This is a genomic window from Murdochiella vaginalis (assembly GCF_902381775.1).
GTDB lineage: Bacteria > Bacillota > Clostridia > Tissierellales > Peptoniphilaceae > Murdochiella > Murdochiella vaginalis.
Genome location: NZ_LR698969.1, coordinates 24181 through 38108 on the forward strand (window position 1 = coordinate 24181; position 13928 = coordinate 38108).

At 51.0% G+C, this 13928-nt stretch carries 12 protein-coding genes, 1 tRNA gene and 1 other RNA gene; 8 read left to right on the top strand and 6 right to left on the bottom strand.

Translation table 11 applies throughout. The features are described from left to right. Window positions 1-71 precede the first annotated feature (71 nt). From FXY30_RS00095 to FXY30_RS00125, 7 genes are all read left to right on the top strand, one after another. Window positions 72-1439, top strand: a complete 1368-nt coding sequence (locus FXY30_RS00095; protein ID WP_071704817.1) for a dihydroorotase — start codon at window positions 72-74, stop codon at window positions 1437-1439. Next, window positions 1432-2187 (top strand): dihydroorotate dehydrogenase electron transfer subunit, encoded by a 756-nt coding sequence (locus FXY30_RS00100; protein ID WP_197675334.1) that lies wholly within the window; start codon window positions 1432-1434, stop codon window positions 2185-2187. Before FXY30_RS00095 ends, FXY30_RS00100 begins: the two co-directional genes overlap by 8 nt. Beyond that, window positions 2178-3134 carry a dihydroorotate dehydrogenase gene (locus FXY30_RS00105; protein ID WP_083428104.1) on the top strand — a complete coding sequence of 319 codons (957 nt, stop codon included), beginning with the start codon at window positions 2178-2180 and terminating at the stop codon, window positions 3132-3134. The genes FXY30_RS00100 and FXY30_RS00105 overlap by 10 nt, the downstream gene beginning before the upstream one ends. A gap of 50 nt (window positions 3135-3184) precedes the next feature. Beyond that, window positions 3185-3877, top strand: coding sequence for an orotidine-5'-phosphate decarboxylase (gene pyrF / locus FXY30_RS00110; RefSeq protein WP_071704819.1), 693 nt, complete (start codon window positions 3185-3187; stop codon window positions 3875-3877). Window positions 3878-3976: 99 nt separating this feature from the next. Beyond that, the gene (pyrE, locus tag FXY30_RS00115; RefSeq protein WP_071704820.1) at window positions 3977-4645 is read left to right on the top strand and encodes an orotate phosphoribosyltransferase; all 669 of its coding nucleotides are present in this window, start codon (window positions 3977-3979) and stop codon (window positions 4643-4645) included. Between the two features lie 7 nt (window positions 4646-4652). Next, entirely contained in the window at window positions 4653-5570 is a 918-nt protein-coding gene (gene pyrB / locus FXY30_RS00120) for an aspartate carbamoyltransferase (protein WP_071706019.1), read from the top strand. Beyond that, window positions 5567-5995: an aspartate carbamoyltransferase regulatory subunit gene (locus FXY30_RS00125; RefSeq protein ID WP_071704821.1), complete on the top strand. Its 429-nt coding sequence runs from the start codon at window positions 5567-5569 to the stop codon at window positions 5993-5995. Before pyrB ends, FXY30_RS00125 begins: the two co-directional genes overlap by 4 nt. Before the next feature lie 160 nt (window positions 5996-6155). On the opposite strand, the gene ffs is transcribed toward FXY30_RS00125, so the two are convergent. The 3 genes from ffs to FXY30_RS00140 all read right to left on the bottom strand — a co-directional run bounded on the left by ffs (window position 6156) and on the right by FXY30_RS00140 (window position 8143). After that, an RNA gene (ffs, locus tag FXY30_RS00130) (signal recognition particle sRNA large type) lies at window positions 6156-6420 on the bottom strand. Then, window positions 6421-6507 (bottom strand) — tRNA-Ser (locus FXY30_RS00135). Between the two features lie 796 nt (window positions 6508-7303). Further along, on the bottom strand, window positions 7304-8143 hold the full coding sequence (locus tag FXY30_RS00140; RefSeq protein ID WP_071704823.1) for a hypothetical protein: 840 nt from the start codon (window positions 8141-8143) through the stop codon (window positions 7304-7306). A 250-nt stretch (window positions 8144-8393) separates the two neighbouring features. Between FXY30_RS00140 and FXY30_RS00145 the strand changes: the two genes are divergently transcribed. Further along, window positions 8394-9725 (top strand): C1 family peptidase, encoded by a 1332-nt coding sequence (locus tag FXY30_RS00145; RefSeq protein WP_071704824.1) that lies wholly within the window; start codon window positions 8394-8396, stop codon window positions 9723-9725. Between the two features lie 94 nt (window positions 9726-9819). Here FXY30_RS00145 and FXY30_RS00150 read toward each other — a convergent pair whose 3' ends face one another. The 3 genes from FXY30_RS00150 to FXY30_RS00160 all read right to left on the bottom strand — a co-directional run bounded on the left by FXY30_RS00150 (window position 9820) and on the right by FXY30_RS00160 (window position 13893). Further along, window positions 9820-11136, bottom strand: a complete 1317-nt coding sequence (locus tag FXY30_RS00150; RefSeq protein ID WP_071704825.1) for a 5-methylcytosine restriction system specificity protein McrC — start codon at window positions 11134-11136, stop codon at window positions 9820-9822. Next, window positions 11111-13207 (bottom strand): McrB family protein, encoded by a 2097-nt coding sequence (locus tag FXY30_RS00155; protein WP_071704826.1) that lies wholly within the window; start codon window positions 13205-13207, stop codon window positions 11111-11113. The genes FXY30_RS00150 and FXY30_RS00155 overlap by 26 nt, the downstream gene beginning before the upstream one ends. Window positions 13208-13329: 122 nt before the next feature. After that, window positions 13330-13893, bottom strand: a complete 564-nt coding sequence (locus tag FXY30_RS00160; protein ID WP_071704827.1) for a GNAT family N-acetyltransferase — start codon at window positions 13891-13893, stop codon at window positions 13330-13332. Window positions 13894-13928 lie beyond the last annotated feature (35 nt).

Genomic DNA, 13928 nt, shown 5'->3' on the forward strand with positions numbered 1-13928 from the left:
CGCTCCTTTACCGCTAGAGTAAGATAGCTCAGATAAACTGCCCGGCGGTGGCAGAGACGAAAGGAGTGGCCATGAACAAGCTGAAGCTCGTGAATGGAACGGTCTTTTATCAGGATCGTCTGCAAAGAATGGATGTTACCATTGAAAACGGACGTATTGTTCGTCTCGATCCTTCCTCCCTTTCCTCCGGAGCGCTTTCTCCTTCCCGTTCCCGTCTTTCCCAAGAAAATCAAGAATACGTGATGGATTGTTCTTCCCTTCACCTGTTTCCCGGTTTCGTTGATTTGCACGTGCATTTCCGCGAGCCGGGTTTTTCGTATAAGGAAACCATCGAAACGGGCAGTAAAGCAGCGGCGCACGGCGGATACACCGTATGCTGTACCATGCCGAATCTGCGTCCCGTTCCCGATTCGCAGGAAAATCTGGAGGTGCAGCGCGAAGTGATTCGGCAGCATGCCGTCGTGCATGTACTTCCCTATGGAGCCATTACGTGTGGAGAAAAGGGCGAAACGCTCGCAGATTTTGAAGCGCTGGCCCCCTACGTGGTCGGCTTTACGGACGATGGGGTTGGCGTGGCGAACGGCGCGCGCATGCGGGAAGCCATGCTGGCTGCAAAAGCGCTGGGAAAGCCCATCGTGGCCCATGCCGAGGACCTGCCGCTCGTGCGCGGCGGCGTCATTCACGACGGTACGTACGCGAAACGGCACGGCCTTCCCGGGAATCCATCGGAAAGTGAATGGAAGCAGGTGGAGCGAGATATTGCCTTGGCCGAAGAAACCGGCGCGCGCTACCACGTCTGTCATATTTCTACGAAAGAATCCGTTGCGCTCGTGCGCGACGCCAAAAAGCGGGGCCTCGCCGTTTCCGGCGAAACGGGCCCGCATTATCTCACCATGACCGATGAAGATCTGGAAGACGACGGACGCTTTCGCATGAATCCGCCCATTCGCTCCGGTGCGGATCGCGAGGCGCTCATCGAGGCGCTGGCGGATGAAACGCTTTTGGCCGTCGCCACCGACCATGCACCCCATTCTGCGGAAGAAAAAGCACGCGGTCTTGCGCATAGCGCAAACGGCATCGTCGGGCTGGAAACCGCCTTTCCGGTTCTCTACACACGCTTAGTGCTGACGGGAAAACTCTCGTTGGAACGCCTGCTTCATGCGATGAGCATCGATCCGGCAACAGCCTTCTCTCTTTCCTCTATTAAGGAAGCGAAGGAAAGTATCGGCATCGCAACCGGCATCGAACCCGGTGCTCCCGCGGATCTCTGTATTTGGGACCTTAACGCCGCTACGACCATCGACCCGGAAACCTTCCTTTCCAAAGGACGGGCCACGCCGTTTGCCGGCTGGACGGTACGCGGTGTCTGTCAGGCTACGCTGGTGGGCGGAAAGATCGCCTATGAAGATCCAAGCTGGAAGGAGCGTCGTCTTGACTGAACTTCGCATTGTTTCGCACCGTCTCGTCGCGAAAGACACGTATGAGCTTCGCCTAGCCGGAGACACCCGCGCCCTGCACACGCCCGGACAATTTCTGGCGCTTCGTCTTCCCGGCTTCTTCCTTCGTCGCCCGATGTCCGTCAGCGACTGGGATGCCGAAGGACTGCGCCTCTTTTATAAAGTCGTCGGCAAAGGCACTGCCGCGTTGTCCGCGAGCACCGAGGAAACGCTGGATGCGCTCGTCGGTCTGGGCAACGGCTTCACGCTTTCCGACAGCGAAGGCAAGACGCCGGTGTTGATCGGCGGCGGTGTGGGTGTTCCGCCCCTCTTCGGGCTCGCCAAGGCCTTGGTCGCGCAGAAAAATACGCCCGTGGTGCTCTTGGGCTTCAATACCAAAGACGAAATTTTCCTTGCGGACGACTTTCGTTCCTTGGGTTGCCGGGTAGAGCTTTTCACCATGGACGGCAGCGCCGGAACGAAGGGAACCGTTCTTCCGGGTGTAGAGGCACTTTGCAAAATGCATCGTCCTGAGGAGTTGTATGTGTATTCTTGCGGCCCGATGCCGATGTTTCGTGCGCTGTTTTCCGCCATGCAGGAAAAGGGAATCGATGGCGCCTTCAGTCTGGAAGAGCGCATGGGCTGTGCGGTCGGTATCTGCATGGGGTGTACAGTGGAAACGACCAACGGACCGCGCCGTGTCTGCAAAGAAGGGCCGGTATTCCGAAAGGAGGATCTGCCATGGGCATGAACGAACGCCTTGTTGCGCGGAAAACACCGCGCCTTGCCGTCTCCTTTGCAGGACTGATGCTGGAGAATCCGCTGATTCCGGCAAGCGGCTGTTACGGTTTCGGCTATGAGCGCGCCGATGTGCTGGATCCGGACTTTTTCGGTTCCATCGCCCTGAAGGGCACGACGCGAGAGGCCCGATTCGGCAATCCCCTGCCCCGTATCGCGGAAAGCGCCTCGGGAATGCTCAATGCCGTGGGCTTGCAAAATCCCGGCGTGGATCGCGTCATTGCCGAGGAGCTTCCAAAGCTCGCCGCCGTTTCGCACAAAGGCATGATTGCCAATGTCGCCGGCTTTTCGATAGACGACTATGTGGAGGTGGCCAAAAAGATGGATGCGCAGAAACAGATTGCCGCCATCGAGCTCAATATCAGCTGTCCCAATGTACACAGCGGCGGCATGGAATTCGGGGTGCATCCTGAAACGGCGAAAGCGGTGACCGCGGCGGTGAAAGCCGTCCTTCATAAGCCGCTCTTCGTCAAGTTGACGCCCAATGTGACGGATATTGTCGCCATGGCGCGTGCCGCCGTGGAGGGCGGTGCCGACGGGTTAACGCTCATCAACACCGTCAAAGCCATGCGCATCGATTGGAAAAAACGCGCGCCGCTTTTGGCAAACGGCACCGGGGGACTATCCGGCCCCGCTATTTTCCCCATTGCGCTGCGCATGATCTATGACGTGTACGCAGCCGTTTCGGTGCCGATCCTCGGCTGCGGCGGTGTACAGACGGCGGAAGATGTCGTCGAGATGATGATGGCCGGCGCCTCTGCGGTGCAGATTGGAGCTGCCGGATTGGCGGATCCCGATATGTGGGATGCTCTTCTGACAGACCTTGAAGCCATGCCGGATCGCCTGGGTGTGGAAAATCTATCGGAAATTATCGGTGCGGCGCATCACGACAATGCATAAAAAGTAAGCCTGTGTCACGGCAGAAACACGAACCCCGGAAAGGATGTCTCATGAAATCGGTCATTATCGCCCTGGACTTTGCCGATCGCCAAGAAACGATGGCGTTCCTTCGTCCCTTTCGCGACGAAAAGCCATTTGTGAAAATCGGCATGGAGCTCTTCTATGCGGAGGGCGCGGACATCGTGCGCGAGATCAAGGATTTGGGCTATCCCATCTTTTTGGATCTGAAAGTGCATGATATTCCTCACACCGCCGAATGTGCCATGCGCCAGCTGCATCGCTTGCAGGTGGATATGACCAATGTGCATGCCGCCGGTGGAAGCGCCATGATGCGCGCCGCGCGCGAAGGCTATCCCGATGGGATTTTGCTGGCGGTCACGCAGCTGACTTCCACCTCGCAGGAAACCATGAATCGCGAATTGGGCATTGCCGGTGCTATCAACGACGTCATCGTGCAATATGCCTCGTTAGCCAAGGCCTCCGGGCTCAACGGCGTGGTCTGTTCGCCGCTGGAATCGCCTATGGTACATAAAGCGCTCGGAGATGCGTTTCTGACGGTCACGCCGGGCATTCGCTTTGCCGAAGGCAGTAAGGACGACCAGAAGCGCGTGACGACACCGGAAATGGCCCAACGTCTCGGCAGCAACTACATCGTGGTCGGCCGTTCCATCACCAAGGCCGACGATCCGGTTGCCGCCTATCATAAAGCACTCGCCGCTTTTCTCGGAAAAGCGGACGAATAGACGCCGGTTTCGCTACTTGCAGCAAAAAAGATCGAATGTGCTTTCGATAGCGACGAACTCCGAAAGCATGGCAAATCGATAGAAAAGGAAGGAGAAACCATGGAAGGAAAGCAACGAGAAGCGATCGCTCGCGATTTACTGGACATCGGTGCCGTTTTTCTGCGCCCCGAACAGCCCTTCACCTGGGCAAGCGGCATCCACAGCCCCATCTATACGGATAACCGCCTGATTTTATCTGCACCGGCCGTGCGTGGACAGGTGGAGCAGGCCCTTGCTGACACCGTAAAGTGCCACTTTCCCGAAGCGCAGATGCTCATGGGAACGGCGACCGCCGGTATCGCTCACGCGGCCCTGGCCGCCGCGTTGCTGGGATTGCCCATGGGCTATGTCCGTAGCGGCAATAAATCCCATGGACGCGAGAACCGTATAGAAGGAAAGCTGACGGTCGGTGAGCGCGTCGTGGTCATTGAAGATCTCATTTCGACCGGTGGCAGCGTATTAGATGTCGTTCACGCTTTGCAGGATGCCGGCGCCGAAGTGCTGGGCATTGTCTGCATCTTTACCTATGGCATGCAAAAAAGCCGCGAGGCCCTTTCCGCGGAAGGGATCGCGATGGAAAGTTTGACCGATTTTGACACCATCCTGGATGTTGCCGTTCAAACCGGACGGCTTCCGGCCGAACAGGTTCCGCAGTTGAAACAATTTCGCGATCATCCCGCGGATGAATCGTGGATGGCGGGCATTGCCCGAAATCAGAAGGAGGAGTGAAATGCCGATGAAGGATTTGATTGACATCCAAGATCTCACCACCAAAGAGATTGACCAGCTCATTGCGGTGGCGGAGGAAATTATCGCCGATCCCGTGCGCTTTCAGGAAGTGTGCAAACACCGCGTGCTCGGCTCCCTGTTCTATGAACCCTCAACTCGTACTCGGTTAAGCTTCGAGTCGGCCATGCTGGCACTGGGCGGCGATGTGATCGGTTTCTCCGAGGCCACATCCAGCTCCGTTGCCAAGGGCGAAAGTGTTGCGGATACGGCGCGCACCGTGGAATGCTTTGCGGATATCATCGCCATGCGCCATCCCAAGGAAGGCGCACCGTTTGTCGCCTCGCGTTCCGTGGATATTCCGGTCATCAATGCTGGTGACGGTGGTCACAACCATCCGACGCAGACCTTGACGGATCTCTTGACGATCCATCGCGAGATGGGGCATCTGGACAACATGGTGGTGGGCTGCTGTGGAGACCTGAAATTCGGCCGCACCGTACATTCGCTCATCGCAGCCATGAGCCGCTACCCCAACGTCCGCTTTGTGTTGATTTCGCCGGAAGAGCTGGTCATTCCGGAACACGTGCGCACGGAAATTTTGGAAAAACAGCACATTCCCTTTAAGGAGGTGCGTAAGCTCAGCGATGCCATGCCGGAATTGGATATTCTGTATATGACTCGCGTCCAGCGCGAACGTTTCTTCAATGAGGCGGATTATATCCGTCTGAAAGATACCTATATTCTTACGCCGGAACGTCTGGCGACGGCGAAGCCGACGATGCGCGTGCTGCACCCGCTGCCGCGTGTAAATGAGATTTCCGTCCAAGTCGACAAGGACCCGCGTGCCGCGTATTTCCGTCAGGTGAAAAACGGCCGCTTTATCCGTATGGCACTCATCATGAAATTATTGGGGGTAACAGCATGATTTTAGGCGATTTACACGAAGGCATTGTCATTGACCACATTCCTGTCGGCAAAGGAATGGTACTCTATCACTACTTAGGCCTCGATAAGCTCAACTCGCAGATTGCGCTCATCGAAAATGCCGTCAGCTCCAAGCGCGGCCAAAAGGACATTTTGAAAGTGGCGGAACACATCGATCTCAACTTTGAACTTCTGGGTTATTTTGATCCGCACATCACGGTCAATATCATTCACAACGGCGAAATTGTCGAAAAGAAGCATCCGAAGCTGCCGGAAACTATCACCAATATCCTGCATTGTCACAATCCGCGCTGCATTACGTCTATCGAGCAGGAGCTGGATCACGTCTTCCGCCTGACCGATCCGGAAACGAAGACCTATCGTTGCATCTATTGCGAAACCATCGGCAAGCCGGATGAGATGTAAGTAACGAAAGCCGTTCCGCATAGAAAACTGTTCCGCATAATTAAGCACCCTTCGGTAAAGAAGGGTGCTTTTTACATGCTGACGAATGCCGGGTACGTGCTTTGTCTTTGCTGGCGAATGCTCGGCACAAAAAAAGAAGCCTTTCGGCTTCTCAATAAGTGCGCACACCCGGCTTTGTGACAGGCAACGGATCCGGCACGACGGTCTTCCGCTCAACCATGGCTGCCTCGCAACACATGAAGAACAACACTTAATGCTGCTTCCTTCCGGACCTGACATGGTTCATGCGCCTTCATTGTGCAAGACCATGGCGTCAGCACGGTCAACCGACACCTGCGATTCGCCTTCTGCCCCGGGGCCGGGAATTCTACCCTGCTAAAGCGGATTGCAGGTACAGGGCACCGCTAACTCCCCATATAGTGCAACGGAGAGCGAGGGATTCGAACCCTCGATACGGGAATCCGTATACATGATTTCCAATCATGCTCCTTCGGCCACTCGGACAGCTCTCCACGCGCAAACGCGTTACCATAGAATTATAACAGAATGCGCGCGGCTGTCAAATGCAAAGCACCATCCGAACCGCCCGTGTAACGGGTTGATGCCTGGTGGACTGAGGCTATAAAGGCGGGCGGCGGCCCGCTGGGCTGAAGCTATAAAGAGGTCAGCGGCCCGCTGGGCCGAAGCTATAAAGAGGTCGGCGGCCCGCTGGGCCGCCTTCCTTCTTTTCCAATCGCCGGCCGCAGGCCGGCTCCTTATGAGTGCCCGTGGGAAGATTACGGGGCATTTTGCTGTTTCGCCATTTTGGCCCGTAACTTCCCTCACGGTTTTACGGGTCATTTCCCCATTTCGCGATTTTGGTCCGTAATTGTGGCGACGGTTTTACGGGTCATTTCGCTGCTTCGCCATTTTGGCCCGTAATTACGGCGAGCCCTTTACGGGTCATTTCGCTGTTTCACGATTTTGACCCGTAACTTTCCTCACGGTTTTACGGGCCACTTCTTCACTTCGCCATTTTGACCCGTAATTGTGGTGATGGCTTTACGGGTCATTTCGCTGTTTCACGATTTTGACCCGTAACTTTCCTCACGGTTTTACGGGTCATTTCCCCATTTCACCATTTCGACCCGTAACTTCCCCCACAGGCTTACGGGTCACTTCCACACTTTGCCATTTTGACCCGTAATTGCGGCGCCACCCTTTACCAGGAAGCATACGAAAGATCATCACCCGACGCAAAGCGGCTACATTCGGCCTCTTCGGTCAACCTCATTTTAGACGGCAATAGCATTGGCCCCGCCTCTTTCATTATTGATGGTCAGTCCATAAATATCGCTGAATGCGCTCTTCGGCAATGCGCAAATCCAAAGTACATTCCGAGCTCTCGAAGGTCATGATCAGCCGATCGCCCGGATGAATATTCGCGGATTCATAGAGTGCAATTCTGCGAAGCGCATTGTTCGCATACTCCGGAACATCCATCATGCCGAAATGCTCCCAATACATTTCAATTTGACGTTCCGGATGATAAAACGTAAAGTCCGGATGGATGCAGATCCCATTTTGCAGATACAGGGGACATTCATATTTATAGTCAATCCCTCTTGCAGTAAAAAGATCCGCTAAGATCTTCTCCGACTTGGAGCGCACTTTTTCATTTTTATTTGTATAAAGATTTTCACGCACATTGCGAGTCGATTTCGGTTGGAAAACCTGACTTTTCCATTGATCCATCCGTTGCTGATTCGTTGGCAGCAAAGGTTGCACAGATCGCTTACGCATGGGATGCAGAATTTCGTAGAGAAGATCTAATTCCCCTGGCTGATAGTCTCTTAACAGGGCCTCCAATTGTGGGATTCTTTTGCTGAGCAATCGATGCGCTGCCATATCATAACTTTTTTGTGCCAATGAGCGCACCGTTTCGCTTTTATCGCTTCCCAAGTAACGTTTTACGATTTCTTGTTTTCCTGTGTCGTCCTCCTCGCTGCGAGTTATCCAATAAAATTGATAGCGATTGTGCGACTTTGAAATGACCAGCCTTCCCTTTATCGAGGTACGAGAAAGTACCGATTCTCTTTTTTCCAGCTCACTCCATGCTGTCTTATACTTCAATAATGTCTTGCGCAAAACGAACTCCAAATAATCCATATTTCCCTTCCCATAATAATGTTACAGTTTCATTCCTCATCCCTCATAGTGAAAACACCCCTTCCCTTATTGTCTCCGCATTTTTTCTCAGGGCGTTCCGAAATTTAAACACTGTTGTCATATATAAACCCACTCTGGACTAGTCATTCCAAGTGATAGCTTGAAACCAGCATAAACGCAAGGCGTTGTCTTGTTCTTTTCTCCTCGTTAGTCTAGAATAACTCGCGAAGGTTAAATAAAGGAGGTAGAAATGGATAAGAAATTACTGGATCAATTTTCGAAGCGCTTTGCCGAAGATCCGCAATCGCAAGGGGTAAAAAACGCCATTGCTTCGGTGGGCTTTGAGAAAGCTTCCTTCAACAATAACGTATTGAGAAAGCACAATTTCGTGTTTTCGGATGAGACCAAACGCGGCGATATCACGAACCAAAAGAGCAGCGGTCGTTGCTGGATGTTCGCATCTTTGAATGTAGCACGCGTTTCGGTGATGGAAAAACTGAACATAAAGACGTTCGAGTTTTCACAGAACTATACGTTCTTCTGGGACAAGCTCGAAAAAGCCAACTACTTTTTGGAGAACATTCTCCATACGTTGGATGAGGACGTGGATTCCCGCTTGATGAAGCATTTGTTGGCAGCACCGCTGCAGGATGGCGGCCAGTGGGATATGTTCAAGGAAATTTTAAAAAAATACGGTGCGGTGCCCAAGAGCGTCATGCCGGAAACCTTCCATTCCTCGAATTCCCACATGCTCGACACCATCATGACCACACGTCTGCGTGAAGATGCCTGCCGCATTCGTCAGCAATACAAAGAAGGCAAAAAAGAGAAAGCGCTACGTGCCGAAAAGGATGACATGCTCTATGAAATTTATAACATCCTGACCAAGGCTTTGGGCGAAGTGCCGACGAAATTCGACTTCTCCTATCGCGATGAAGACGAGAAGTTCCATCGCATCGAAGGCATTACGCCGCAGGAATTCTTCAACCAGTACGTCGGTTGGAACATGGACGACAAGATTTCGCTCATCAATGCCCCTACGGTAGACAAGCCCTACGGCAAAGCCTACACCGTCCAATATCTGGGTACGATCTATGAGGCGGATCCGGTCCGTTACGTCAACGTCCCCATGGAAGACCTCAAAAAGGCAGCCATTCGCTCCATTCAAGATGGTCATCCCGTCTGGTTCGGTTGCGATGTCGGCCAGCGACTGGGTCGCAAGGAAGGCATCATGGATCTGGAAACCTACGACTTTGAAGACACCCTGGGCTTCACCCCGGGCATGACCAAAGCCGAACGCCTAGACTACAGCGAATCCGTCCTCACGCACGCCATGGTTCTTGTCGGCGTCGATCTGGACAAAAAAGGCAACCCGCTGAAATGGAAAGTGGAAAACAGCTGGGGCGACGAAAATGGCGATAAGGGCATCTATTCCATGAGCGATGCCTGGATGAACGAATTCACTTACCAGATCATGGTGGATCGCAAATACGTGGATAAAAAATGGCTCAAAGCCTACGATGGCGAAGTCATCGAACTCAAGCCCTGGGATCCGATCGGATCGTTGGCAAAAAATAACTGAAATACAATATTTACTTCATAAAAAGGGGCTGCCTCAAAATGCCGATTTTCGGCGAGATTTTGGAGCAGCCTTTTTATTTTCTTCTGTTTTCCCATCACGCATGAAACACTTTGATAAGTTCCTGTTCCTGCGCCTGCAGCCTCGCGCTAAACTCGCCATAATCTTCGGCATTCGTCGGAATTTTTAAACCATATTTCGTGACCGAGATATCCTCACGCGGCGTGACATTATCTTCATACGTCAAGCCGCGGTTAAGCTTCATGGTCGAAGCATCGTAGCCTTCGGCTTCGGGATAGAGGTAGTAGCCTGTTTTTGCCTCAAAACGAAACATATAGGCAAGCACCTGCAAATAATCACGATTGCCGATTGTATCCATCATCTTATATTTAGCGTCTGCAATGACTCTGGGGCGACAGTTTCGACTGATGAAATCCGGATAAATGATCCCCCGGTTGCGATCAAAGAGTCTTTGCGCCCCGGTGCCTCTCTTATTCATCGGATGATAGAACACGTCTTTAATGAGCAAATTCACGTATTCCTCCCACAGCCAAGCGCCGTCAAAGAGAATGCCATAAAGCTGCCTAATACCGGTTCCAATTTTGTGTTTTTGATGCTGCAAAATCAATAGGCATAACCGTTGTAACGCGAGATACTCACGAAAATATGCATGGCGAACCGCATGCTTCTTGTTGAGAGCAATTATTTTTCGCCTGTTGAGCGGTTCATAGCTCGGCGTCGCTTCGATAATAACCTTCACCTCGTCTTTTACTTTATTAAGAAGCCTCTGTCCGTAAGGTTTCCCTTTGATATACTCGATGGCATGCCGCACCAGTTCCATCAGGGCATTGTCGTATGAAAACTCACGATGACTGTAGGCTACCTTTCCGACAAACGGACTGTTAATGAGGATATGATGCGCCACATCAATTGTGCCTCTGACATTGCCGTCATTGTACCGGTAACAACGGTATTTCTTGAATACGCCTTTTCGCATCGCGAGCTTGAGATAATGCGGAAACAGAAACAACAAAAAATTGAACAGTCGATCCTCGTAATCCGCATCCGCTTTCAAATTCACGATATTCGGAAAGGACAGCACCCTATCTAACAGATAACGTAAAAAATAATCCTCCCCCGCACCACAAAAACGAGATTCGATAATGAGCCGTTCATCGCCGTAGCCGAGAAATCCCATAACATTACCGGAGCGATAAAAGGCGTTGATGCTTTGGAGAATCATCTGCTCTGTCGTGATATCCTCCGCTTCCTTAACGGTTTGGGGATAAATAAAAATGCCTTCGCGCTCCAGCTGTTCCAACGTTTTGTCCGAAATTTTTTCGGTCAAATTACCGATGGAAGAAAAATATTCCTTTTTCTGTTGCGCATTATCCTTGATCTTTATCAGTTTCATCCTCATCACCTCGGGGGGCATTCTGATAGCCATAAGCTTTGGCAAAGCGCTTCATAACGCTCTCTTCATCGTACATCCCTTGAATGTAATCCTGCAGGAGCGGTTGCAGATAATCGGTCCAAAGTTTATCAAAATCAATGGTTTTCAGCTTCAAGAAGTACGAGGCACCAATTTGATAATTCTCATTCAAATCTTCAACGCCGGCGATCTCGTGATTCAGTGCCGTCATTCTCCGGATGGCTTCTGCCTCTAGTTCCTCATCTTCCAGCTTTGCCAACATCGCCAGATTTTCATGGGCTTTCAGTTCTACGAAGCGGAAACGACGGCGCATGGCAAAATCAAAGCTGTCCACCGAGCGGTCAATATCGTTCATCGTACCAATGATATAGACATTTTCGGGAATATAGAATTTTTCATCCGGATCTGCGTGCAGATTTGCATATTGCGTAGCAATTTCTCCAGCTTTGCCACGATACCCGGGATCGATGGCAAAGAACAGTTCCCCAAATATTTTTGAAATTTCGCCGCGATTGATTTCATCGATGATGAAAATATATTTTTTTAACTCTTCCGGTTTTGTTTGTGCCTTTGCCGCTGTATTCTTCTGCGCTCGGATGGCTTTATAAAGGGGAAAGATATACGAATAGCCCTGCGTGGCAAATGTCTTGCTGAAAAATGCCGTAATATCTTTTATTTTTTCGAATTCCTGTCCGGATTCCAGCATCTTTTTAAGGATATCCAGATTTAAAGTGAGGCGGTTTACCGACGGGTTCTCGGAAATATACACATAGATGTGTCGGTCATCCACATCGGTAATGGTGAACACATTGCCGTTAATCGTTTGAAAGGTGTCCACACCAAACTCGACACTGTCGAAAAACGCCTTCATGGCCTCTTGCACCGAAGCCTCGTTTTCCACCGCTTCTTCGGATTTTTGAGAATCCTCGTAGTTCTTACGAGCACCGGCAACAAATGCTTTAAAAATACCATCCTGCAATTCAAAGCCCATCGTCCCGTCTTCATTAATCTTGGGCCGCAAGCCTTCCACAAAATCAGAGTAGTCATAGCTCGGATGGAATTGGACAAACGCCACCTGCTTTTTCTGCTCCTCCGTCAAAAGCGTATAATCGTGGAAATAGCCGTCACTAATAATATCGGCGGCAATCTCTTTGGCCAAATAGGTTTTTCCGGTGCCGGGCGCTCCTCTCAAAATCAAATTTTTGGATTCCACCAGCATGGACGAATAAGGATTAAGATAGCCCTTATTTTTCGGATCAAGGTCTTCCCGAACCGCTGCTTCCTCTTCCGCTGCTTCACTTTCCTTCTTCTCTTTTTCACGATACGTCAGAATAAACCGATCCCCCGGTTCCCCAAAGCGCTTCAGGCATTCCTGCACGAAATAAAGCGTGGAAAACACATTCCAGCAATAGATAACGAACTGACGCCCGTTATCGTAACTGTATTTTGAAAATTGCCGATCCGAATTGAAGTGCTTCAGGAATTCTTCAAAGCTTGTATAGATACCTCGAATTACCTCACTCTCCGGGTCATATTTAACGACCGGAAAGTTTTCTTTCTCCTCCACGGATAAGGCGGCTATCTGCTTCTCGAAAACCTGAAAAGCAATACGCGGCAAGGTTTGGTTGGAAATTCTTTGTTCGCTTTTTCGGTAGTCTCTTTTTATTATTTCGCCATTTGCCCTCTTCATATAGGCATCCAACGGTGTATAGTTGTCGCCCAGATGTAAATTATCGATCGTAAAGCGTTCATCCGTCGATTCCATGCTCTCGGCAGTAATCGTTAGCTCAAATTTTTCCTGCTTTGTCTCGATGGTAAAACCCCGATGCTTTAGCCAATTGTTGACATCAATACTGTTAATTGCATCAATGGAGATAGGAAGACCGTTTGCCAAATGGTCCGCCACCGCCACTACGTACTTTGGTGGATACTCTTTTCCATCCTCGGCAACAAGGATATATTTTGTGCTTCTGTTTTTTTGCGGCACACCGTTTTTATCGATATACTCCAGTGCCTTCTGGATGTCTTCTTTATTAATCTTTGGGATGGTCATGCTGCACCTCCTTCGCATTTTTATTCCCAGGCATCGATACGATGGAAAATTTCTTGTACCAGTATGGAGACTCGTTTCACTGCTATTTGGTTCCGGTGGCTAGTATCCGAAAATAGCGATAGTTATTTTCCCCTTTTCTCCCATTCTTCCCTCAATAAACTGTAAATGGCCGCATCCACGATGCCCTGATTACTTCTGTCCGCCTGCCGTAACGTCCCTTCATAGGTCAAGCCGCACTTTTTCATCACTTGCCCGGAATGCGGATTATTCGGATCGTGTTGAGATTCAATGCGATTCGCCCCAACTTCCTGAAATAAAAAGGGAATGATCGCTTGGAAGGCCTCGGTCGTAATTCCCTTGTGCCACCACTTTTTCCCAATCGCATAGCCGATATGGACCGTGTCGGTCCTTTCCTCTTTTCCGACAACCGAAAGAGAGCCGATCCCTTCCTGAAGCTCTTTGAGCTCAATGGCCCATTGGTAAAAAGAAGGATCTGCATAGGATGTCACCCAAGACTGTAAAACCGCCTTGGTTTCTTCCACCGATTTCACTGCTTGCCATGTCAAAAACTTCGTGACTTCTTCGTCGGCATGCCAATTGCGAAACATCGCCTCCGCGTCATCCATGGTAAAAGGTCGTAAGATTAAGCGCGGCGTTTCAATGATTTGTGTGCCTTTGTGATGCATCGTTCCTTCTCCTGCCCATTTGGTCATTTTTTCTA

Bases quoted from the DNA above. Each gene is read 5' to 3' on its own strand.
- FXY30_RS00095 (WP_071704817.1), top strand. From the start codon at position 72: ATGAACAAGCTGAAGCTCGTGAATGGAACGGTCTTTTATCAGGATCGT.
- FXY30_RS00105 (WP_083428104.1), top strand. From the start codon at position 2,178: ATGGGCATGAACGAACGCCTTGTTGCGCGGAAAACACCGCGCCTTGCC.
- pyrF (WP_071704819.1), top strand. From the start codon at position 3,185: ATGAAATCGGTCATTATCGCCCTGGACTTTGCCGATCGCCAAGAAACG.
- pyrE (WP_071704820.1), top strand. From the start codon at position 3,977: ATGGAAGGAAAGCAACGAGAAGCGATCGCTCGCGATTTACTGGACATC.
- pyrB (WP_071706019.1), top strand. From the start codon at position 4,653: ATGAAGGATTTGATTGACATCCAAGATCTCACCACCAAAGAGATTGAC.
- FXY30_RS00125 (WP_071704821.1), top strand. From the start codon at position 5,567: ATGATTTTAGGCGATTTACACGAAGGCATTGTCATTGACCACATTCCT.
- FXY30_RS00140 (WP_071704823.1), bottom strand. From the start codon at position 8,143: ATGGATTATTTGGAGTTCGTTTTGCGCAAGACATTATTGAAGTATAAG.
- FXY30_RS00145 (WP_071704824.1), top strand. From the start codon at position 8,394: ATGGATAAGAAATTACTGGATCAATTTTCGAAGCGCTTTGCCGAAGAT.
- FXY30_RS00150 (WP_071704825.1), bottom strand. From the start codon at position 11,136: ATGAAACTGATAAAGATCAAGGATAATGCGCAACAGAAAAAGGAATAT.
- FXY30_RS00155 (WP_071704826.1), bottom strand. From the start codon at position 13,207: ATGACCATCCCAAAGATTAATAAAGAAGACATCCAGAAGGCACTGGAG.
- FXY30_RS00160 (WP_071704827.1), bottom strand. From the start codon at position 13,893: ATGCATCACAAAGGCACACAAATCATTGAAACGCCGCGCTTAATCTTA.